Here is a 22,557-nt window from a genome sequence, read left to right on the forward strand (position 1 = left end):
ATGTCATGGACACCTCCGCCATTACAGACAGCTTCGACGAACATATTGACGACGCACTCAACTGGATCGGAGACAATGCCGCGTGGCTGTTCGATTCTATCCGGACCGTGCTGGAAGGCGCGTATGACGGTGTCCTCTGGCTGGCGCAGCTTCCACCGTTTTACGTGATTGCCCTGCTCGCAGCCCTTCTCGGATGGCGATTGATGAACGGCAGGGCCGGTCTTTTGACGGGTATCGCCATGCTGGGCTGCGCTGTCATGGGTCTATGGGCCGAAACCATGAGCACGCTGGCACTTGTCATCACCGCCACATTTATGGCGCTGATGATCGGAATTCCGCTTGGCGTTTTGGCAGGCTTCGTCAAGACCTTCGACAAAATCGTGGAACCGGTGCTCGATCTGGTCCAGACCCTGCCGCCCTATATCTACCTTTTACCAGCCATCGCTCTGATGGGATACGGTCCTGCGACCGCGCTTCTCGCCACCGTCATCGTCGCCGTGCCGCCTGCGATCCGGCTGACTTCGCTTGGCATTCGCAGAACGCCTCATGAGTTCATTGAACTGGGACAAGCGAGCGGCCTGACGCCCTGGCAGATGTTCGTGAAGATCAGGTTGCCGTTCGCAATCCCGAGCGTCATGGCCGGGATCAACCAGAGCTTAATGATGGCATTCGGCATGGTCGTCATCGCCGGCATCGTTGGCTCCGGCGGGCTTGGCGAAACCATCTACGGCGCCGTAAGAACACTGGATATCGCCACCTCCATCAACGCCGCCATTGCCATTGTGATTCTTACTATGGTGATAGACCGACTGACGCAAAGTGCGGCACGCCGCAACACGGGAGGGATATCATGAGCCCAGAAACAGTCTGGTTTTCTCCGGGCGCCTATCTCGCCCCTGTGGTGGATTGGTTGAACGCCCATTTCCATCCCCTCTTCGACATCGCGACCAAGATCATTGAAGCGGTTCTCGGAAGCATCGAATCAGCTCTTCTCTATCTTCCCTTCTATGCGGTCATCCTGATTTTCGTCGCCCTGGCTGTAGCCGTCATCAATATCCGTGTGGCAGTAACAAGCGCGATTGCCTTGTCGTTCTGCGCCGTATCCGGTCTTTGGGAAGCCTCGATGCAGACGCTTGCCCTCGTAACGATGTCGGTGTGTATCTCAGTGCTGATTGCCTTTCCCCTGGGTATTCTGGCCTCCCGGCATCGCACGTTCGAGGCGACTATCCGTCCGGTACTGGACATCATGCAGACGGTCCCGCCCTGGGTTTATCTGATCCCTGCCGTGATGATCTTTAGCCTCGGCCGGGTCCCGGCGATCATCGCCACGATCATCTACGGTATACCGCCGATGCTTCGGCTGACGACGCTTGCGTTCAACCAGATACCGAAAGACCTTCTGGAACTCGGGCAGGCTACCGGCGCATCGCCGCGCTCCATCCTGCTCAAGATCGAAATTCCGGCAGCAACGCCCACGCTGCTCGTCGGGCTGAACCAGTGCATTCTTCTGTCTCTAGCCATCGTCGTTCTTGCCGGTCTGGTCGGCGCGGGCGGTCTGGGCGCCGAGGTCACACGCGGGCTGACGCGCATGGAAATGGGCCTTGGGCTCAGGGCCGGACTGGCGATCGTTGCGGTCGCTATCTTCCTGGACCGGCTGTCGCGCGGCGCATTACAGCAAAGTCGTGCGCCGGTCGGGGCAAGTAGCTGACGGAACGAAAGGAAAGATCGTGCGACACAGCTTCTTCTGCATCGACAGTCATACCTGCGGCAATCCCGTCCGCCTCGTCGCTGGCGGTGGCCCCCTTCTGCCGCATCTGCCGATCTCCGAGCGGCGCGAGCTGTTTATTCGGGACCACGATTGGGTAAGAAGGTCCCTGATGTTCGAACCGCGCGGCCATGACATTATGTCAGGCGCGATCATCTATCCAGCCTATCGCGAGGATTGCGATTTCGCGGTCCTCTTCATCGAGGTTAGCGGTTGCCTACCCATGTGTGGGGCCGGTACGATCGGTCTGGTGACCGCAGGCATCGAGGAAGGCCTAATCAAACCGCGGATCGAGGGACAACTTTCCATTGAGACCCCGGCCGGCCGGGTGGATATTCTCTACGAGAAACCCGGCGCGTTCGTGGAATCGGTGCGCATGTTCAACGTGCCGAGCTATCTTCACGCCGCAGACGTCGCCGTCGATCTTCCGGGCTTCGGGGGTCTCGTCGTGGATATTTCCTATGGGGGAAATTATTACGCAGTCATTGAACCGCAGCAATCGTGGTCGGGACTTGATGGGATGTCTGCCGGCGGAATAGTCGATCTCAGCGTAAAGTTACGCGAAGCGCTGGCAGAAATCTGCAATCCGCACCATCCGGACGATGCCAGGATCAACGGAGTTCACCACGCTCTCTGGTGTGATAAACCGACAAGCGACGCGGCAGATGGTCGTGGGGCTGTGTTCTACGGCGACAAGGCCATCGATCGCTCCCCGGGCGGGACTGGTACCTCAGCCAGAATGGCCCAGCTTTACGGCAAGGGGCGGCTGAAGGTAGGCCAACCCTTCCGTCAGGAAAGTATTATCGGCACTGTGTTCGAAGGGCGGATCGAAGACGAAGTCCCGGTTGGTCCGTTTAAGGGCATCAAGCCGAGCGTTGGGGGGTGGGCCCGGATCACCGGGCATAATACTATCTTCGTGGATGATCGGGACCCTCTCGCGCATGGCTTTCAGATCAGATAGACGCTTGCCGTGGTGGTAGATTGAACATGACGTCATCTGACACGGCTACCCGGGTTTACCGTCTGTCGTCGGCTTTGTCCGCGCATTCAGTTATCGCCTTTGCGTTGTTCGTTGGCGCTCTGCGTTCCGGGCATCGTCATAAGATCAAGCAGCATTGGTCGTAGTACACTTTCACGCCGGGGCGAGAAACAACGAAATTAATATCCATCTGAAGATTGCATTGACTTTCACATGCTGCGGGAAACGCGTCTGAATTCGCGATAACTCTCAAACCCAAGAGAGATTGCCACCCGAACCACCGTCGACTCGGCGACAGAACAACGAGCAGCTTGGGAATTCGCCGTCGACAGGCGACGACTTCCGGGCAGGTGACAACAGTTCGCGGGATTCGCCCTTGATGACAGGATAGCTGCAAAGCTTTGACCGCAAGCATGCTTCTCAAATCAAAAATTTCTTGGGCTTCGGAACTTTTACTTTCACTTCCCATGGCGATTTTCCTTCCCTCGCCGATGACAAACTGAATGACGAAGTTTTCCAACATCTATGTGCTGACGGGACGCTGTCGGCCGACACGGATTCAATGGCAGCAGCTGCGATCGCCAGAGCGCTGCGAACATCAGCTCTAGTTGGTGCATTCCGGACGTACCGCTACGAGCCGCCTCGACTGACGAAGCGGGCTGTGCCGTGTGGGCCTGGACGAAGCGGTCCTCATCACGCCGCCAGAAATTGGGAATCTCGTCATTGTCTGCTTTCTGCATCAATGGGGCCACCGCTCTTCCTTGGCCAACCTCAGCTGTCGATGTCTAGCTCCCTACAACCCTTAGTTTACCACACGACAGGATGCGATTGGCCTGTGTTGACGTTGACAAGTCCTGACGGCACCTGGTCGCTTGGCGCGACGAATACCCAGCGCCAGGGCAGGCAAGTCAGGGTGGCGAATATCAGCGTTTCCGGAAAGCCCGGTTTCCAGATCTTGGTAGCGGAAGGCTCGTACATCCACTCGATCTTTTCCGCGGCTGAGTATAACTGCTGCATTTCTCGATCAAGTTCCTCTGCCGGGCGCGCCGTCATCAGGCCACCGATCTCGTAGCGTACCTCCGCTACGATCTCGCCCCGATGCACCAGCACCCATCCGCCGGCGATTTCCTGCAGGCGATTTACGGCCATCGCCATCGCACTGTCGGAGGAGCCCACCGTCCAGACGTTATGTGAATCATGGGCGACGGAGCAGGCAAGCGCCGTGTCCGGATCCGAAGGACCGCAGCCCAGCCAGAACATCGATGCCAGCTTTCCGGTGCCGTTATACCGGTCAACGATAGCGAATTTCGTGATCCTCCGCACCGTGTCTCGCAGCACCTCGCCGTTTTTAACGGCCAGTTCCATTGTCAGGAAATCCTGATTCCAGTGAAAGGGGCGCAGGAGCGCTGCTTGCACGGTGTAACGGCTGTCTGGAGCAGGAATGGCAAAGTCCGCTGCAGTCAGGAAGCGCCCGATCTTCATCGTATCGCTTGCCCATTCCGGCCAGGAAATGTCGGGTTGCGGTCCGAGATATTGCTTGCCTTCGGAAACGAGCAAGCCGTCTGCGTAAACGGCTGAGATGGAAACGGACTCCACGTCGTTGAGCAGCACGAGATCCGCGTAGCGGCCGGGTGTAATGCTGCCCACCCATGCGTCGATGCGCATATGTCTGGCCGGGTTGAGCGTGACACATTGAATGGCGGTTTCGGGCGGGACGCCGTGCTCGATCGCGGATCGAAGATTGTAGTCGCTAGCGCCTATTCTCAGCGTTTCCGAGGCACTGCGGTCATCCGTGGTAAAGGCGATATTGGACCAATCGGGAAGGCCGCGCTCAAGGAGGCCCGGCAAGACCTCGGGGAAATTATAGGGGCGGATCTCAATGAAGATGCCGCGGTTTATTTTCTCCCAGCCGTCCTCGAAACTCCAGATCTCATGATCGGAAGAGATACCGGACGCGGCGAAGGCACTGGTTTCATGCACCTCGACAAGACCTGCACCGTGTCCCTCGACAACGCCGCGCTGTTCGACCGTAGCACGGATCATTCCCCATATTCGCTCATAGGCGGGGTTTTGCGGATCCCAGACCGCCGGCCAGTCCATGACCTCGTCGAGACTGACCACGGACAGATCTCCCGTCAGGAAGCCGCGCTGCTCCTCATAGCCGTAATGGCCGCCGGTGCTCTCCCATCCGCTCGGAGGCACTGCGGAGCCGGGCTGGATGAAGACCTTGTGTGGTACGCCATAACTGCGGGCCGTCTTCCAGAACGCCGTATTGTTGGGGCCGTCGACATTTGCGAATTCGTGGCTCGCCTCGCACGTCCAGGTGTTGCCTCTCGGCAGAACAAGGGCTGCCTCATATTCGGGCGTCAGGTGCGTGCTTTCGATGTGCTTGTGCACCTCGCCGAAGCCGGGAACGGCCGAAAGGTCCGGATAGTGTACTCGGCCGGCGACCTCCCCCTTGTATTGGCCGGCAGGGCCGACCCAGGCGATGCGCCGTCCCTTGACGACGATCTCCTGGTCAATAGCCCACATGCGCGTATGTACATTCAGCAGGCGGCCCACGCGGATCACCAGATCCGCCGGTCTTTTGCCCAAGGCCACAAGGACGAGATCCTGGCGGATGGTGATATCGTCCTTTGCGCTGAGGATGAGGTCGTTTGGAAGGCTCATGGTGCGCGCTCCTTAAAAAGCCCGATTGACGATAATGATGTAGATGATGAAGATGACATCAAGGGCTACGAGCATCGCGGTGAGTTTCTGCCACTGGCGCGTCGCCAGAACGATCAGCGAGTAGACGAAGCAACCGATCGCCAATCCCATCATCAGATCGGTGGTTACGACCGTGATCAGGAGGATCAGGATAGGCGGAATGGCATTCTCAGGCCGCGACGTGTCCAAGTCGCGAATGCCTTCCATCATCAGAACGCCGACCATCACCAGGGCCGGAGCCGTTGCCTGGGCCGGAATGATGCCGATGAGCGGCCAGAAGAAGAGCGAGACACCGAAGAGAACTGCGACGACGATGCCGGTCAGGCCCGTACGGCCGCCTGCTTCGACGCCCGCCGCCGATTCCACGTACGCCACGACAGTCGACGTGCCTAAAGCAGCACCGATAATCGAGGCGAAGCCGTCAGCGGCGTAGGCCTGCCTGGCGCTCGGAATGTTGCCGTCCTCATCCATGATCTTGCCGCGGCGTGTCACACCAATCAGCGTCGCTGTCGCAGAGAAGAAATCGGATATGAAGAAGTAGAGCGTGATCGGAAGAACGAGCCAGAAGTGCGTGAAAAACTCATGGAAATCGAAAGCGAAGAAGAGCTCTTTTGGGATGATCGGAAAATCGATGATGCGATCCGGAACGGCTGTCAGCGGCGTTCCATCCGCTGTGATGAACAGGCCGATGACACTCAGGGCGGCGATCGAGATCAGGAAGGCGGCCGGTATCCGCAATGCGATCAGCATCGGCGTCACAAGCACGCCGATAAGCGAAAGCATGACGGCCGGCTCGGCGATATCACCGAAGGAAAGCCGGTCATTGGCCAGAGACACCAGGCCGGCGTTCTTGAGGCCGAGATAGGCGATGAAAAGACCGAGGCCGCATTGTATGCCCAGCCGGATCGGCTCGGGAAAACCGCGGACAATCCGCTCGCGCCATCGGGTGAGCGACAGGATCGTAAACAGGATCCCGCCGATCAGGACCATGGTGAAGGCAGTCTGGTAGGATACTCCCATCTGCAGCACGACCACCTGCGCAAAGATTACGTTCGACCCCATTCCGGGCGCGAGCGCGATCGGCAGATTGGCCCAAAGCGCCATGATCAAGGTTCCTACCATCGAAGCGAGGGCCGTGGCGATGATGAGCGAATGCATATTCATGCCCGCGGCCGACAGGATCGCTGGGTTGACCACGATGATGTAGCTCATCGCGCCGAAGGTCGTGAGACCGGCTACGACCTCACGCGATATCGACGAATTCCGCTTTTCGATGCGGAAATATCGATTGAGGGCCGGTAGTTTTGACCCCTCCTGATCCGAAAAAACACTGCCTGTCATTGCCTATCGTTCCCCTGTTTTTGCCGTCGCGTTGGCAGCTTTTTGCTGTCTATCGAGCGCGATGAAACTGGATATCGTCATGAAAAGGCGGGCGCCATGACTGCGGCTTCGTGAAGTTGATTGGAATTCAGAAAGATATGCCCATTCTGACAACCGAGAGGCTTCGGTCGCTGCACAGGGATTACTTTTTGGCTTGGCACGAATGCCCTAACCGCAGTGCGACAGGCGGGTCAGCGTTCACATAGAATGCGATGAGTTAGGCACGAATATTGCTTGTTATCGAAATGGAACGCCGTCGTAAATTGGCAAAGGCCGAGGTTCTCACACCAAGCCGCAGCCGACCGAGTGCAATTGGGTTCTACGCATCGGATGCGGGCTGTTCTGTAGGAAGGATCGAGTTATGGAGATTTTAAGTCGAGACTATAACTTTCACTTTCACAAGGCGACAAGCGACAACAATCCAGCCGGCACCTATTTCGGCGAACCACGTGTCGAGGTGTCGCTCATTGTGAAGGGGTCGGTGCGGTTCATCGTCGACGGCCGTGTTCGAGTTGTGCATGCGCCCTGCGCCACATTACAGGCATACCAGGTCGATCTCTACGCGTTGTCAAACAAAGACCAAAAGGTTCAGACAATGTGGTGCCACTTTTCTCCGGATGCGCTGTCGGAGGAGGACTGGTCGGTACTGGAAAATTTGCCGGCCGCCCAGCCGATTCCTCCCTTGATGCCATCGCTCTTTGCCGGCGCTCTCTCATTGCAGCAGGAATCCGATGCCACGCCCGAGCACGATGTCACAAATCACATGCGCAATTCGCTCGGCCGGACGATCCTCGCGGAATATATCCGAGGCACCCAGCTTGCGGGGCGAACGAGGCCATTGCCAAAGGCGGTTAGCGTGGCAAAAAAGGCTCTCGACAGTGAATATTCACGATCGTGGACGGTTGCAAGGCTAGCGAGCCTCGCCGATACCAACGCAAACTACCTCATCCATCTTTTCAAGACCTATCTCGGCGTGCCGCCGATACATTATTTATGGGAGAGAAGGCTGGATGCGGGTATCCAGATGCTGCAGTCCACCAGCCTGACAATCGACGAGATATCCCATCGCTGCGGATTCCGGAGCCCGGCGCATTTTTCACGGCGGGTCAAGGAGAGGAATGGCGCTCCACCAAGCCGTTTCCGGTAGTAGTTGTATTTTCACGGAATCGTGGTCTTGCGAGCCGTCAATTATCTCTGCAAATACGGCATCTCTATCGTGACTTGAATCCAGGCTGCGGACGGCGGCAATAGAACAGGTGTGTGTTTCGGTGTGGACCCTGCGGCGATGGCAAAGACATTGAAAACTCCATAGTCATGCGGCGTTCGCGCAGGTTTTCCCACGAGGATCGAGCCAATGAGAATCCTGTCGATTTGCCTTGTTGCCGTTTTGGCGCTCTCAGTTGGTCCGACTTACAGGCATCAAGGATGGGGCTTCTATGCAACAGGTCAACCGGTCTATCTTCGAGGGCGGTCACTGATGTGATCTGAAATCCGCTGCGTGTTTGAAGAACGTCTGCTCCTCCTTTGACAGGTGCCGCTGTTCTTGTTTTTCACCCCATGTCCCGTAATAAATCACAGCGTAGGCCCGGACCTTTTATTCACGCTTTGAAGAACGAGATTTATAACATTCTCAATCCCTGGGTTGTCGGGTTTGTAGCCGGACGAAAGCACTGGATGTAAATAGTTCGTCATGTGCATGGTGATACATGCGGCGGCCAGCTCGCGGGTCTCGATGCACCCGAGTCCGGAATCACATTCCGCTTTCAGGAGCTTTGTGATTGAGGCACGCACACGAGCCAAAAACCCGCGTGCGGCTGGCAATGCTTGGATTACTGCATCCCTGACCAGGTCGTTCGCGTGAACGTTCCCTACGATTTTTTCCGAACTCACCTCGGCAAGAGTGCGCAGTAAGCATGCGAGCCGTTAATCCGGTGATTGATCCGTAGAATTCGTGATGCGTTCGAGTTCGTCGCTAATTTTGTTCAGTTGCAGTTCTGCAAGCGCCTCATCAATCGACCCTCTTGCCGGGAAAGACCGGTACAACTCAGCGCGGCTAATCCCAGCTTGTGCCGCTATGTCATCGATTGTCGCCTTGCGATAGCCAACTCCGCGAACACTTCTTCGGCCCCTCGAAGAATGTCAAATTTAGCCAAAGCGGTTTTGGACTCTCTACCGCTTCGGTTCCCCGACTACTCGGTGATCGCCTCATAAGGGACCACCCATTCCGAAAGCCACTCTTCTGCTGCGCATAAAGCGCGCTCGCTGCTGCGGAATCATAATGGTTGAGACCGAGTGGAGTACGATGCCAGCGCTCGCTGAAACGCGGGGCGAGCTTCACCGCGTTCGACGTAAAGTTGAACCATGGGGATCTCTCGTAGGACATCCGTCCCACGTAGCGATCTAAGCACGGTCACCATCAGCAGGTCTCCGGCAGTAAAATCCCCGTCCAACCAGTCAGAGCCACCCAGCGTCTCAGCCAGTTCCTGAAGCCGCAGGGGAAGATAGCCAGCGCTACCTGACGAAATGCAGGGTTCAATTGTGTTCAAAGCCGCAAACATCCACATCACCGCCCGTGCCCTCGCATTGCGGTCGGGTGGCAGCAGACCAGAATGCTCGTGCGCGATGTGATGGACGATCGCTCCTGATTCGAAGAGGGCTAGGTCGCCGTCCTCGTAAGTCGGCATCTGTCCGAAAGGATGGAGTTCGCGGCGGTATTCAACCCTTTGCATTTCAGGAAACGTCAAAAACCGCAGATGATACGGTTGTCCAACTTCTTCCAATGCCCAGCGCACCCGAAAATCGCGGTGGTGCCCCCGGCCGCCATCGAAAGGGTTTTGGAACGTGGATACGATTGGTTGCCTTTTGGTGTGACTTTCCAGAACATCGACATTTTTGACTTCGCTTGCTCGCTCGACGGATGGCCGCAGGGCAATGTTGCCCCACAGCGTTCTGAAGAGTGCCTTCATGTGAGATCCTCCCGACATGCAAGCTTTTTCTTTGGAGTTAGCATTCTCACCGGCTCTGCCTATTCCGCAGCGAGATGCACACTCGGTTCTGCACCCATCCCATGGTGGTTTTCCTTAAGCGAATCCTCCGACGGCTTTATCCGGAACCAAGCCACGTAGAGCGCCGGAAGAAACAGCAGGATCAGCACTGTGCCAACAGCTGTGCCGCCGATCAGCGTGTAGGCCATCGACCCCCAGAACACCGAATGGGTCAGAGGAATGAAGGCGAGAACCGCTGCAAGTGCTGTCAGAATGACTGGGCGCGTCCGCTGCACGGTCGCTTCGATAACGGCATGATAATCATCCAGGCCAGCAGCCTGATTGTCCTTGATCTGCTCGGTCAGGATGAGCGTGTTTCGCATCAGAATGCCGGCGAGTCCGATCAATCCGAGGATGGCATTGAAGCCGAACGGTTGATTGAACAGAAGCAAGGCTGGCACCGTCCCCGCAAGACCTAAAGGTGCCGTCAGCATAACCATGGTCATGGTCGACAGGCTACGGACCTGAAGAATGATGACGATCAACATCGCCGCAATCATCATCGGGAATATCTTGACGAGTGCGGCGTTTGCCTTCAGCGATTCCTCAATGTTACCGCCCATCTCAATCCGATAGCCGACGGGGAGTGATGCGATCAGCGGCTGCAGCGCCTTCATCACCGCTTGCGAAACTTCCGGCGGTTGGGTTGCTTCGCTGATGTCAGACCGAATAGTAATTACGGATGTTCGGTCTCGGCGTTTCATGATCGGCTCTTCGAACCTGATTTCCGAATGGCCTATCTGGTCAAGCGGAACTGCCTGTCCGTCGCGGCTGATCAGCGAGAAGTCCGAAAGTCTCGAAGGATCAAGACGGTTTTCGCCGCCGCTGCGTGCGACAACAGGCACGTTGCGAATGTTTTCTCGAACCTGCGTAACCGAGACCCCGCTCAACAGCAATTGCATCTGCTGCGCAGCCTCAGCTGGCGATAGACCGATGAGGTTAAGTCGCTCCTGATCGGGGATGAAACGGACCACGGGCGTGCGATTGCCCCAATCACGGTTGGCCTGACGGACATCCGGAACGGTTTTCATGATGGCGAGAGCTTGTTCTGAAATCTCGTAGAGCTTTTCGGGATCTGGTCCCATGACACGAAACTCGACAGGGAACGGCGTATAAGGCCCGAATACGAGTTGTGTGACGCGGACCGATGCCTCGGGCGCAAGGCCATTAGAAATTGCATCGCGCAGGCGGTGCTTCAACGCTTCGCGTCCCTCGGCATTTGGCGTCAGCGTGACGATTTTGGCGAATGCGGGATCCGGCAGCTCAGGAGCCATCGCGAAGAAAAAGCGCGGTGCACCCTGGCCGATATAGCTGGTAACGATATTGGACTCGGGCTGCTCTTGAAGCCACTTCTCCACTTTCTCGACGGTTCTTGTCGTGGTTTCGATACTGGTCCCTTCAGGCATGCGCACTTCGACAAGTACTTCCGGCCGGTCCGAAGCTGGAAAAAACTGCTGCTTGACGCTACCCATGCCGACGACTGAGGCTGCCATGATCACGACGACTGCCGCACAGGTTACGAATTTGTGGCGAACAGCAAACTTGATCACATTGCGAAGGCGCTGGTAATTCGGGGTGCCATAGATCGCGTCGTGGCCGCCGCTGACAGGTTTGATGTCGGGGAGCATTTTAACGCCGAGATAAGGCGTAAACACCACGGCGATGATCCAGGACACGATCAGAGCAAAGCCGACGACCCAGAAGATGTTACCCGCGTATTCGCCGGCCGTCGACCGCGCGAAGCCAACCGGCATAAGTCCAATGATTGTGACAAGCGTGCCCGAAAGCATCGGCGCTGCTGTGTGGCTCCAGGCGTAGGCGGCCGCCTTGATACGGTCCATGCCTTCTTCCATCTTCACCACCATCACTTCAATGGCGATGATGGCGTCATCGACAAGAAGCCCGAGGGCGAGAATAAGCGCCCCGAGCGTGATGCGATCGAAGAAGCGGCCTGTCTCCAACATAATCAGAAAGACAACAGCCAGTGTCAGCGGCACTGCAAGTGCCACGACGATGCCGACGCGCCAACCCAAAGCGACCAGACTGACGAACAGCACCACACCGAGCGCCATGGCAAATTTCATCATGAACTCGCCGACGGCTTCCTGAATATTGACGGCCTGATCGCTGACCTTTGCCAGCGTCATACCCAGAGGCAGAGCCTGGCTGATCTTTGCAGATCGTTCCTCAAGCGCTTTGCCAAGCTCAAGGCCGTTCCAGCCTGATTGCATGACCGCACCAAGCATGATTGTCGGCTCGCCATTATGGCGGATGACGTAGGTCGCAGGATCTTCATAGCCACGTTTGATTTCGGCAATGTCGGAAAGCTTCAAGGTCCGGCCACCCGCCACGATGGGGGTATCACCGATGGCCTGGATGCTGTTGTAAGCGCCATCGAAACGGATGAACACCTGGGGACCGCGCGTGTCGATGGACCCGGCTGGGGTCACCGTATTCTGGTTTTGAAGTGCCGAAGCGATATCCTGCGCAGAAACTCCGAGTGTCGCCAGTTTCTCAAACGAAAACTCGACGAAAATCTGCTCGGGCCTCTCACCCAGAATATTGATTTTTTTGACGCCCGGCACATGAAGAAGATCTTGCCGGATCGTCTCGGCCTGACGGACCAGATCACGCATCGGCATGCCCTTTGCTTTCAGGGCGTAAAGGCCGAAGCTGACGTCAGAATACTCATCGTTGACGAAGGGGCCAAAGACACCGGGCGGCAGGCTTCTGGCTTCGTCCCCTAGTTTCTTGCGCGCCTGATAGAACTCTTCCTCGACGGCACTGGCCGGTGTGCTGTCCTTGAGGGTAACCGTCAGGTAAGCGTATCCAGGACGCGTGGTCGTTTCCACCCTGTCATACCAGGTCAGTTCCTGAATACGTTTCTCCAACGGTTCGGCGACCAGCTCCTGCATCTCGCGCGCGGTCGCGCCCGGCCATGCGGCCGTGACGGTTATCGTCTTGATGGTGAAGGATGGATCTTCCGCGCGTCCAAGGCTCATGAAAGCATAGACGCCTGCGGCAGCCAGAAGGACGATAAAGAACAGGGTGACGGCACGCTCGCGGACGGCGAGCGCAGACAGGTTAAAGCTCATGACTTGTCCGCCTCTGCTTTTTCCACCGTTGTTCGAACGCTTGCACCATCCGTCAAAAGGTGTGCTCCCAGCGCAATGATGTCTTCACCTGGCTTAACGCCGGATACGATGGCGTCCTCTTCACCCAAGCGTTCGACCTTGATCTCACGAAAATGTACAGTAGATGCTTGGCTATCAACGATCCAAACACCACTTCGGGTGCCGTCATCGATGATAGACCCGACAGGAACCTCGGCGTGAGACTGAGCATCCTGATTGGGTATCTTCACTGTTACCGTCGCGCCAAGAGGCGCGCTCGCTGCCGCACCTTCGAGCACCCAGCGCGCTTCATAGGTTCTTGTCCTTGGGTCGGCAGACGCAGAAATCTGACGAAGCACCGCTCTCGCCTCACCCTCGCGCCCGTAAACGGAGGCGTAAGCCGGGGCTCCCACTTCCGGGCGAATATTTTCAGGCATGAAGACGAGGGCCTCGCGCGCGCCCGCTTTCGCCAGCCTGACAACGGTTTGTCCGGCAGCAACTACCTGCCCAGGCTCGCCGAGGGTTTCGACCACCGTACCGTCTACGTCTGCCAAAAGCTGTGAGTACGTCGCCTCATTCGCGGCGACATTGGCTTCAGCCTGAGCCGCGGACAGCTGGGCTGCGGCAGTATCGAGCGCCGCCTTTGATCGTTCATATTGCTGGGTCGATGCGGCATTGGTTTTAATCAGATTGGCAAAACGCTTCTCATCAGCCTGCGCTTGGACAAATGTCGCCTGGGCTGCAATGACGGCATTGCGCTTTGCCGTCAGCGCAAGCCGAAGGTCGGTTTCGTCAATTTGCATCAATGGCTGCCCCGCCTTGACCTCGTCTCCAATGTTGACGAAACGCGTGATGATCTTTCCAGGCACCCGGAATCCCAGGTCGCTTTGCACGCGCGCTGCGACCGTACCTGTCAAGCTGCGCGAGATGGAGTCGGGTGTTTTCGCCTGCGCTACGCTCACATAGGGAGCAATTGTGCGGGGGTCGGCGGTAGCGGAAACCTCTGCCGTTGGCCAGAGCCAGAACGCTCCTGCGGCGGCCCCGGCGAGGAGCACGGCCGATAAAAGGACCATTTTTTTGTTCACGAGCGCACCTTCTTGACGAAAGAGTTGAAACTGTTAGATTGCTTCTTAAATCTAAAACAGTTATTGATGTCAACTGAAATCTAAGGGTCCATATCATGAGAGTCAGTCGAGCCCAGGCAGAGGCCAATCGCGAGGCGGTCATCAACGCCGCAAGTCGTCTCTTCAGAGAGAACGGATTTGATGGGATTGGTCTGAAAGACCTGATGAAAGGCGCTGGCCTTACGCAGGGCGGCTTCTACAAGCAGTTCAAATCGAAGGACGACCTTGCTGCACTTGCTTCACGGCGCGCGATGGAAAGCGCGACACGTCGATGGTCGTCCGTTGCTGCGGCGAGTTCAGATCCTTTTCGGGCGTTCGTCGATTTTTATCTTTCCGCAGGCCACCGTGAAGAAACGAGCGACGGGTGCCCGTTGGTTGCACTTGGTTCAGACGCCGCGAGACAAAGCCCAGAAGTTCGAGCACCATTCCAGGATGGGATTAAAGCCCACCTTCAGGTTCTTCAGGAATTGATGCCGAATGGGGGAAGCCCTGAAGCCAACGAGAAGGCAAAAGTCGCGCTAGCTCTGATGGTTGGCGCTGTCACGCTGTCACGGATCGTGACCGATCAAGACCTATCAACAAGCATGCTCGAAACTGCGGCCAAGGAGGTGATGCGACTAGCACACTCCAAAGAGGCATAAGCGTACACATTTCTGCCTGTAAAACATTGTTTGGAGTCTCTATGCGTCGTATCGTCATTACCGGCATGGGTGCGGTAAGCCCACTCGGTGCCAGTGTTTCCAGTTCGTGGACCCGGCTTAAGGCCGGACGATCTGGTATTCGTCGTCTATCGGATGAGGTCGTTGGCGAACTACCTGCGAAGGTTGGCGGGGTCGTCCCGTCCATTTCGGAGGATGCGGAGGGCGGCTTTGATCCTGATCGCGTCCTGCCACCGAAAGATCAGCGTAAAATCGACCGATTCATTCTCTTTGCCCTTGCCGCAGCTGACGAAGCACTTGCGCAGGCGCGATGGAGACCAATTTCTGAAGAGGATCGTCTTCGGACGGCAACGATCATCGCGTCTGGGATCGGCGGCTTTCCGGCCATCACCGAAGCTGTACGTACTGTAGATCAAAAGGGGCCACGACGTCTTTCGCCGTTCACCATTCCTTCTTTCCTCGTTAATCTAGCTGCCGGTCAAGTATCAATCCGCCACGGGTTGAAGGGGCCGCTGGGAGCGCCGGTGACAGCCTGTGCGGCAGGTGTTCAGGCAATTGGCGATGCCGCAAGGCTAGTTCATGCCGGCGAAGCTGACATCGCAGTTTGCGGCGGGACGGAAGCCTGCATGAACATCGTCAGCCTCGGCGGATTTGCGGCGGCAAGGTCGTTGTCTGCAGGGTTCAACGACACGCCCGAACTGGCATCGAGGCCGTTTGATATGCTTCGTGATGGGTTCGTCATGGGCGAGGGTGCAGGGGTTCTCGTCATCGAGTCCCTCAGTCATGCACTTGCACGCGGCGCCGAACCGTTGGCCGAACTGGTCGGTTACGGCACGACAGCGGATGCTCATCACATTACGTCTGGCCCTGAGGACGGATCAGGTGCTGCGAGAGCTATGCAGATTGCGATAAAACAGGCTCGCATTTCTCCACAAGAGATCCAGCATTTGAATGCGCACGCGACATCAACGCCGGTGGGCGACCGAGGCGAAATCGAGGCTATAAAGTCTGTGTTTGGCAAAGGATCGAATGTGGCGGTGAGCGGCACGAAATCCGCGACCGGGCACCTACTTGGTGCGGCCGGCGGACTTGAAGCAATATTTGCAATCATGGCTCTGCGAGACCAGGTTGCACCGCCGACGCTGAACCTCAATGCACCAGATCCCGCCAGTGACGGAATCGACATCGTCGCAAAGGTGGCTCGACCTATACTCATGAACTACGCGATAACCAATGGATTTGGTTTTGGCGGCGTGAATGCCAGTGCCGTATTCAAGCGGTGGGCTGACAAAGCTTCATAGGAACTCGGATTTATGGCACTGACGTGCGGCCAGTAAAGCCGCATCCATATCAACATCGGCAAAGTGCCGACCGGTCACGCCGATGATGGGCGCAGGCAAAGGGAATTAACGATGTGGAACCGCATCCTTGCGAAATTGAAGCTCTGGAGTGAAGCCCTCCTGGGGATCGACGATCTCCAAGGGGATCAGCTCGCGGGACTCCAACAGCGCGTCCGCCGACTTGAACAGGAAATGGAGAAGGTTTTGCCACCCGCAACCGCAGGAGACGCGTCTAAAATAGAACGGAAACTGTCTTTGGACAGACCGGATAATAAGCCTTGGTGATCGGCGGCCGGGGTCGTGCGGTCGCACCTTAGCATAAGCGATCTAACGCCAGGGTGACGTCCTCAAGTGATCCGTTCTGTTCCAGTTTTCTCTTAATTCTAACGTCTATCTCGTCCAGGATTACGCGTGCTGATAGTAGCTTGCGGCGGCCCTCCGCGGCGAGCTCAAGAGTCTTCGCGCGGCGATCGCTGGGGTCATCGAGCGTCGTGATCAAGCCTAGCCTAAGAAGCGGTTTGATATTTGCAGATACCGTCGAGGGATCAAGACCGAGCGCTACACTAACGTCTGTGTTACGCGGGGACGGTATACGTTCTATGGCATCTAGCAATGCCATTTGTTCTCCCGTCATTCCAAGTTCACTCAGTCTCGAATTTACTTCCCGTGACAGGAGGCGTGCGAACCGCACCACGACAAAACAAAGATCTTTTTCAGGATTTGCGCCCACAGCAGCCTCGCGCCCTACGACCAAACGAGTAACATCAGTGTGAATTGTTAGCCGACTTATATTCCATCTACCATCTAAAACCACGTCTTAAAACGTCTTTAACCGGCAAAGATTCTCGGTCTGATGCGGATTCAGCATCATACTTATTCTTACGTGAAAGGTCGTTACGCGGATTGCCTGAAGCTATGGCGGTTGTCGATTCCTACCCCTCAAGGGCAGCTCTTGCATTTTGGCGATCGGCATCGCTCAAAAACCCGGGACACGCGACCTGAATTGAGGTTTGCTGGCGATCCTGATCCATTAAATTAGCATATTCGCATCGGGTTGAGAGGTCTTCGTATTGCTCAAGACGGTCAAACAGCCCTGCTGCCTACCGCCAAAGCATACCTTTTTAGACCCTATTCCAATTTTGTTTCTCTACTGGCTTTATGGCACAAATCTGCCTAACCCATTTTTTTGATTGCGTTCGACTTCTATAAATGGTTTAGACTCCGATATAAATCTAATTCACATATGCGTGTGGCTGATGAGCGTAGTTCCCACGGCCCCTTATGAAGGACAAACGATGGATCTGGCATCTCCTCGAAAAAGATCGCCCCAGGCGGGCGCTGCGCCCAAAGCCAAACTCGATATACTCGATGGCTCGATCACACCGACCCTGCTACGCTTGGCTCTGCCAACTGTCATCGTTCTCGTCGTCCAAACTGGCGTAGGCGTTGCTGAAACTTATTTCATAAGTTTCCTTGGCACTGAGGCGATGGCAGGGGTCACGCTTGTATTTCCTGTTCTCATGCTGATGCAGATGATGTCGAATGGCGGAATAGGTGGTGGCGTATCCTCCGCAGTAGCTCGCTCAATTGGCGCGAATCGTCGCTCCGACGCCGATGCGCTGGTTTGGCACTCGGTTGTTCTTGCAATTGTGTTTGGCTTGGCATTTTCTATCGCTGCAATTTTGTTTGGATCAATCCTTTACCGCTCAATGGGAGCGACCGGATCAGCCCTATCTGCTGCTCTTACCTACTCTGGAATAACTTTCGCTGGTTCAATTCCTATCTGGATCACAGCATTGTTGTCTTCAGCACTCCGTGGTGCTGGAAATGTGAAGGTGCCTGCAATCGTCATCGTGCTCGGCGCGGTGATAATGCTAGCCCTATCTCCGCCACTGATTTTTGGCTGGGGCCCTATTCCGGCACTGGGCGTCGCTGGTGGCGGCATAGCCGTGGTTGCATATTATCTGATTGCAGCTATCGTGCTCGCATTGTATTTGAGATCGTCGCGCTCTCCGCTAAAGCTGAAGGCCGTTCCGCTCGAACGACGCCTGTTTAAAGACATTCTGGGCGTTGGGCTGCTTTCCGCAGTCGGAACCGTGCAGGTCAACCTCACGGTGACATTAGTCACAGCAGCGGTAGGTCATTTTGGAACGGATGCTATAGCGGGTTTTGGTATCGCATCACGCCTCGACTACCTTCAGATCCCAATCATATTTGGGCTTGGAACGGCCATCGTCACCATGGTGGGCATCAATATGGGAGCCGGCCAGTTTGATCGGGCGCGCAAAATTTCTTGGATAGGTGCGGGTATAGCTTTCGGTATCACGCAGGCCATCGGCGTCGCCGCCGCATTGTTCCCACACATCTGGATGGCGTTGTTCACTTCAGATCCAGCGGTCAATCAAATGGGATCTCACTATTTGCAAATCGTGGCTCCCGCCTATGGGGCCGTAGGACTGGGGCTTGCACTCAATTTCGCGAGCCAGGGTACCGGTCGCGTTCTCCTACCAGTGCTTGCCGTGACCGTTAGGATGATTATCGCTGCGTTTGTGGGATGGTCGGCGGTCATCTGGTACGGCGCAAGCATGGGCATGTTGTTTCAGATCGTGGCGCTCGGTGCAGTCGCGTACGGAGCACTCACAGCTGCCGCAGTCCTTCCAAAGCGAGTTTTCTCACTGAGGCGTAAGGACTGATGCGGCCACTAGCTCCGCGCGTCTTTATCAAATCCGACGCGCATCGTCAGCAAGGCAATGATCTATGGCGCGTGATCGCACACCGAGTGCCATATCGCGCTGATTCACCGAAGTGAACCAATAAGAACATAGCCGCGATAGATCGGGAATTGGTCGGTGGCGGCTTACAAGGAGCAAAGAGATGACGAACCGGATTCTAGTCACTGGCGCCGCCGGCGCTGTCGGTTACGCCTTGTGCAACGCGCTGCTGGAACGCGGATTGAGGGTCCGAGCTTTGGTCCGAGCTACCAATCAGCGATCGGAGGAACTGGCTGCGCGAGGCGCCGAAATCGCGGTGGGCGACCTGCTTGATCTGGCCGCCGTCCATCGCGCGGTTGAAGGATGTGACCGAATTTACTTCGGTATGAGCGTGTCGCCATCTTACCTGGAGGCGGCCGTCAACATGGCAGCTGTCGCGAAGCACCACAAGGTCGAAGCTTTTGTAAACATCTCGCAGATGACCGTGTCACAGATGAGCATCACGTCAACTACCGACAGCCCGCAACAAAAACTGCACTGGCTGGCCGAGCAGGCCTTGAACTGGTCTGGATTGCCGATTGTGCACATTCGCCCGACGGCGTTCCTCGATACATTTTTTCTTCGCCTGTCGGTGCAGTCCATTCGCCAGCATCAGCAAATCCGTTTGCCATTTGGTAACGGCAAGATCTCACCGATTGCAAGCGAAGACGTCGCGAGGGTCATCGCAGCGGTATTGCAGGAGCCTTCTGATCATATCGGAAAGGTTTACGAATTGACCGGCGCACGATCGCAGGACCTGTCCGACATCGCCGGTGAATTTTCGAAGGCGCTTGGCCAGACAATCAGCTACGTCGACGTGCCTTGGGAGCCGTGGCGAAAGGCGCTGGGGGACAGCGGAATGTTAACGCCCCATGTTCTGGCTCATCTGGCAACGATGGCGCTTCTCATTCAGCAGAACCGTTATGATCGTATGACCACGGACGTTGAGTTGTTATCCAAGCGGCCGCCACTGACCGTTTTCGAATTTGTTCAACAGCATGCCCAAACTTATCTCGCAAATGCCTGATGGCAATCGCGAGAATGGGCAGTCGGTTGAAAGGAGGAAGATGAGAAAATCAGCTAACGTATTCGCGACGAAGACGGCCGCCACCTCGGAAAAATGGGCACTAATTACGGGTGCATCCAGCGGCCTTGGAGTAGAATTTGCTCAGTTGGGCGCGAGGCCGAAGAACACGTCCAAACTGCATCGGCTGGCTTCCCGGAAGGCGGGGGCTGCTCGGCATCAGCAGACCGTGGGACGCAAGTAATATGCTGGTCCACTTCCGACTGAAACTCCAGGATTTATGATGGTCCCTTCACGTCCAAAAAAAATATTGCGGCTGCGCAAAGGCAGCCGGCATGTGGTCGCGCTCCTTCTTGCGGATGGCACCGTTCCTGCCGCCCCGTTTTGGTCTGAGGCTCAGGCCGCGTCGGCATATGGCCTCGCTTTTAGCCAATGGTCATCTCTGCCGACGGAGGTTTTTGCAGAAATACACCTCGACACGATCCCGCCAGAAATCTCCATCTTTGCGAGATCGACTCGGCGCGGCCGCGTCGAAGGAGCCATCCTGTGGACGAAAGACGGGATATTTCCAAAAATCCTCGGCTCGGTCGCAGACGCAATCATAGCGGCCGGGATCTTCGTCGCCACTGGTCAAACCGGGATTACGACCGCGAGCAAACAACTTTGTCGAGGAGTGATCCCTGCGCATTTCAATTCAGACGAAGCCCGCGACAAAATTGCTTTCTGCCTCGATCGGTCTTCCCTCTGATGTTCAAAAGGCAGTAGCTGCAAGTTTGCGCGGCTGTTGTAGCCACGGGAGTGAGATCCCTCATCGACATAAGAGACGCGGGATGCTCCAGTGTGAATCTGCTATTGGGCGCTCGACAAAGAACAGAGACCGCGACTAAGATAGTCAAACTCGGTCACTTCGAGAGGATTTGAACCGAGGCGAATAAGTATCGATGCAACCCGCCTTGGTTTGAATACTGACGAGACCTACCTTATCAAGCGCCTGCGGTTTTACCGCCATCGATCGGGATCACAGCTCCCGTGATATAGCTTGAAGCAGCGGACGCTAGCAACAGTGCGAGCCCTTTGATTTCCTTCGGTTCGCCTAGCCGCCCGACTGGCACCGTGGCGGCCTCCCCGGCCTCATTTTCTGCGTTGAAAAACCTGCCATCATTGATGTTGGTCTTGAAGGGGCCAGGCGCCAGACCGTTGACGTTGACGCCGTAAGGTGCGAGTTCAAGCGCCAGTTCCTTGATAAGCAGGACAAGTGCCGATTTCGAGGCTGTATAGGAATATCCGATCGATGGATTGGCCCGCAGTCCTGCGATCGAGGCCGTGACAATGATCCTGCCGGAGCGCTGCTCCTTCAGTGCGGGCACGACCTGCTTCAGCGTATGCACCACACCAGTCAGATTGATCCCCAGCGTCCTATGCCACGCGCCAAGATCGATGTTCTCGAAGAGGCCGGCTTCGTTCTTCCCGGTAGATGGTCCATAACCACCGGTGACGCCGGCATTGGCAAAGACAATATCAACGCCACCGAGCGCCTCGACCGCAGAGCGGATGATGCTGCCGATCGCCTCGTTGGCGACGTCACCAAGATGCGCGCTGACTTGAAAACCGTTATCCGTCAATCTGGCCGTTTCCGCTTCCAGCCGTTCGGCATGGTTGTCAATAATTGCTACGTGCGCACCGTTTTCGAGCAGAGCTTCGGCGATTGCCAGTCCCAACCCGCTCGCGCCACCCGTAACGATTGCTTTCTTGCCTTCGACCGAAAATATCTGATTCAAACTCACGATTGTCTCCTACTAAATGTTGCTAATCAAAGCTCGACCGGCCGGCTCTTGTCAGCCGTCCACTCCGACCAGGAGCCTGGGTAGAGGGCGACATCCTTCCCAATCTCCGAAAGCGCTAGCGTGAATAGCGACGAGGCGATCCCGCCGCCGCAATAGGCAGCGATCGGCTGAGACAGGTCGATGTCCGCTTCACTCAGCTTTTGCTTGAGCTCGCCAGGGGCGATGAGCTTACCATCGGTCCCGATGAGGCGATCAACAGGAAAGCTCTTCGCCCCGGGGATGTGCCCATTGCCTTCACCGGTGAAGGACGAAGACGGTCGGACGTCTACTAGGGTTGTATCTGCCGGAAGTGACGCGACCTGATTGACGTCGATGCTTGGCAAAGTGTTGGCGATCAGTTCCACCCGGCCGATCGAGGGGACGACCCCCTCACCTGTTTCCACCGTTCTTCCCGACGCCTTCCAACTGGCGAGGCCGCCGTCGAGCAGCTTGACGTCAGTCAATCCTGCCCATGTGAGGGTCCACCAGGCGCGGGCGGCTGGGGCGCCATTGGTATCGTCATAAACGACTATGCGGCTCCCGTTGCTGACGCCAAGCCTTCCAAGATCTTCCGCTAACCGCTCGATCTGCGGAAGCGGATTGCTTCCTCGACCGTGTTGGCGGGCAGCGGGATCAGCAAGCTCATTGGGCAGATCGATGTAGTGTGCCCCAGGAAGGTGTCCCTCCAGATAACTATCTCTCCTGCCAGGTTTTCCTGGCGTGAAACGAACGTCAAGCAGCACAAGCTTTGAGTCACCGTCCAAAGCCGTGGCCAGGTCTTCGGCGCTGATTAGGTTTGAGGGGCGCAGAGAAGGGTTCGAGGTCATGGTGTGTCTCGATTGGTTAG

Annotated in this window: 18 protein-coding genes and 1 pseudogene; 9 read left to right on the forward strand and 10 right to left on the reverse strand. The window is 56.5% G+C overall.

Features of this window, described 5'->3' with window-relative positions; genetic code table 11:
• Nucleotides 1–5: 5 nt before the first annotated feature.
• From CFBP5499_RS28065 to CFBP5499_RS28075, 3 genes are read left to right on the forward strand one after another with little or no spacing between them, the layout of a single operon-like run.
• Nucleotides 6–854: an ABC transporter permease gene (locus CFBP5499_RS28065; protein ID WP_080830896.1), complete on the forward strand. Its 849-nt coding sequence runs from the start codon at nucleotides 6–8 to the stop codon at nucleotides 852–854.
• Nucleotides 851–1,708: an ABC transporter permease gene (locus CFBP5499_RS28070; protein ID WP_080830895.1), complete on the forward strand. Its 858-nt coding sequence runs from the start codon at nucleotides 851–853 to the stop codon at nucleotides 1,706–1,708. Before CFBP5499_RS28065 ends, CFBP5499_RS28070 begins: the two co-directional genes overlap by 4 nt.
• 19 nt (nucleotides 1,709–1,727) lie before the next feature.
• Nucleotides 1,728–2,726, forward strand: coding sequence for a 4-hydroxyproline epimerase (locus tag CFBP5499_RS28075; RefSeq protein ID WP_080830893.1), 999 nt, complete (start codon nucleotides 1,728–1,730; stop codon nucleotides 2,724–2,726).
• A 136-nt stretch (nucleotides 2,727–2,862) separates the two neighbouring features.
• Here CFBP5499_RS28075 and CFBP5499_RS30270 read toward each other — a convergent pair whose 3' ends face one another.
• The 3 genes from CFBP5499_RS30270 to CFBP5499_RS28090 form a co-directional block, all read right to left on the reverse strand.
• Nucleotides 2,863–3,267 (reverse strand): hypothetical protein, encoded by a 405-nt coding sequence (locus CFBP5499_RS30270; protein ID WP_173989293.1) that lies wholly within the window; start codon nucleotides 3,265–3,267, stop codon nucleotides 2,863–2,865.
• 284 nt (nucleotides 3,268–3,551) lie between these two features.
• Nucleotides 3,552–5,414, reverse strand: coding sequence for an adenine deaminase (locus CFBP5499_RS28085; protein WP_137066518.1), 1,863 nt, complete (start codon nucleotides 5,412–5,414; stop codon nucleotides 3,552–3,554).
• 12 nt (nucleotides 5,415–5,426) lie between these two features.
• Nucleotides 5,427–6,794, reverse strand: a complete 1,368-nt coding sequence (locus tag CFBP5499_RS28090; protein ID WP_137066520.1) for an NCS2 family permease — start codon at nucleotides 6,792–6,794, stop codon at nucleotides 5,427–5,429.
• A gap of 400 nt (nucleotides 6,795–7,194) precedes the next feature.
• Between CFBP5499_RS28090 and CFBP5499_RS28095 the strand changes: the two genes are divergently transcribed.
• Nucleotides 7,195–7,980 carry a helix-turn-helix transcriptional regulator gene (locus CFBP5499_RS28095; protein WP_080830891.1) on the forward strand — a complete coding sequence of 262 codons (786 nt, stop codon included), beginning with the start codon at nucleotides 7,195–7,197 and terminating at the stop codon, nucleotides 7,978–7,980.
• Between the two features lie 776 nt (nucleotides 7,981–8,756).
• Here the strand turns inward: CFBP5499_RS28095 and CFBP5499_RS30940 are convergent.
• The 4 genes and pseudogenes from CFBP5499_RS30940 to CFBP5499_RS28115 all read right to left on the reverse strand — a co-directional run.
• A pseudogene (locus CFBP5499_RS30940) lies at nucleotides 8,757–8,927 on the reverse strand (TetR family transcriptional regulator); the annotation flags it as partial.
• A gap of 179 nt (nucleotides 8,928–9,106) precedes the next feature.
• Nucleotides 9,107–9,799 (reverse strand): glutathione S-transferase family protein, encoded by a 693-nt coding sequence (locus tag CFBP5499_RS28105; protein WP_080830888.1) that lies wholly within the window; start codon nucleotides 9,797–9,799, stop codon nucleotides 9,107–9,109.
• Nucleotides 9,800–9,858: 59 nt separating this feature from the next.
• A complete protein-coding gene (locus tag CFBP5499_RS28110; protein ID WP_080830886.1) occupies nucleotides 9,859–12,972 on the reverse strand; it encodes an efflux RND transporter permease subunit in 3,114 nt (1,037 codons plus the stop codon).
• Complete coding sequence (locus CFBP5499_RS28115; RefSeq protein WP_173989291.1) at nucleotides 12,969–14,075, reverse strand: efflux RND transporter periplasmic adaptor subunit; 1,107 nt, start codon at nucleotides 14,073–14,075, stop codon at nucleotides 12,969–12,971. The genes CFBP5499_RS28110 and CFBP5499_RS28115 overlap by 4 nt, the downstream gene beginning before the upstream one ends.
• Before the next feature lie 95 nt (nucleotides 14,076–14,170).
• On the opposite strand from CFBP5499_RS28115, the gene CFBP5499_RS28120 reads away from it, so the two are divergent.
• Together CFBP5499_RS28120 and fabF are read left to right on the forward strand one after the other, a co-directional pair.
• A complete protein-coding gene (locus CFBP5499_RS28120; RefSeq protein ID WP_080830882.1) occupies nucleotides 14,171–14,755 on the forward strand; it encodes a TetR/AcrR family transcriptional regulator in 585 nt (194 codons plus the stop codon).
• Nucleotides 14,756–14,796: 41 nt separating this feature from the next.
• A complete protein-coding gene (fabF, locus tag CFBP5499_RS28125) occupies nucleotides 14,797–16,074 on the forward strand; it encodes a beta-ketoacyl-ACP synthase II (protein WP_080830879.1) in 1,278 nt (425 codons plus the stop codon).
• Between the two features lie 352 nt (nucleotides 16,075–16,426).
• Here fabF and CFBP5499_RS28130 read toward each other — a convergent pair whose 3' ends face one another.
• The gene (locus CFBP5499_RS28130) at nucleotides 16,427–16,747 is read right to left on the reverse strand and encodes a MarR family winged helix-turn-helix transcriptional regulator (RefSeq protein WP_080830875.1); all 321 of its coding nucleotides are present in this window, start codon (nucleotides 16,745–16,747) and stop codon (nucleotides 16,427–16,429) included.
• Nucleotides 16,748–17,369: 622 nt separating this feature from the next.
• Between CFBP5499_RS28130 and CFBP5499_RS28135 the strand changes: the two genes are divergently transcribed.
• The 3 genes from CFBP5499_RS28135 to CFBP5499_RS28150 all read left to right on the forward strand — a co-directional run bounded on the left by CFBP5499_RS28135 (nucleotide 17,370) and on the right by CFBP5499_RS28150 (nucleotide 20,635).
• A complete protein-coding gene (locus tag CFBP5499_RS28135) occupies nucleotides 17,370–18,806 on the forward strand; it encodes an MATE family efflux transporter (protein ID WP_233284285.1) in 1,437 nt (478 codons plus the stop codon).
• A 181-nt stretch (nucleotides 18,807–18,987) separates the two neighbouring features.
• A complete protein-coding gene (locus CFBP5499_RS28140; protein WP_080830871.1) occupies nucleotides 18,988–19,890 on the forward strand; it encodes an NAD(P)H-binding protein in 903 nt (300 codons plus the stop codon).
• A gap of 280 nt (nucleotides 19,891–20,170) precedes the next feature.
• Nucleotides 20,171–20,635: a hypothetical protein gene (locus CFBP5499_RS28150; RefSeq protein WP_130932626.1), complete on the forward strand. Its 465-nt coding sequence runs from the start codon at nucleotides 20,171–20,173 to the stop codon at nucleotides 20,633–20,635.
• A 235-nt stretch (nucleotides 20,636–20,870) separates the two neighbouring features.
• On the opposite strand, the gene CFBP5499_RS28155 is transcribed toward CFBP5499_RS28150, so the two are convergent.
• Nucleotides 20,871–21,671, reverse strand: coding sequence for an SDR family NAD(P)-dependent oxidoreductase (locus tag CFBP5499_RS28155; RefSeq protein ID WP_158523330.1), 801 nt, complete (start codon nucleotides 21,669–21,671; stop codon nucleotides 20,871–20,873).
• A gap of 26 nt (nucleotides 21,672–21,697) precedes the next feature.
• Nucleotides 21,698–22,537, reverse strand: a complete 840-nt coding sequence (locus CFBP5499_RS28160; RefSeq protein ID WP_080830862.1) for a sulfurtransferase — start codon at nucleotides 22,535–22,537, stop codon at nucleotides 21,698–21,700.
• Between the last annotated feature and the right edge of the window lie 20 nt (nucleotides 22,538–22,557).

Source organism: Agrobacterium tumefaciens (assembly GCF_005221325.1).
Classification (GTDB): Bacteria; Pseudomonadota; Alphaproteobacteria; order Rhizobiales; family Rhizobiaceae; genus Agrobacterium.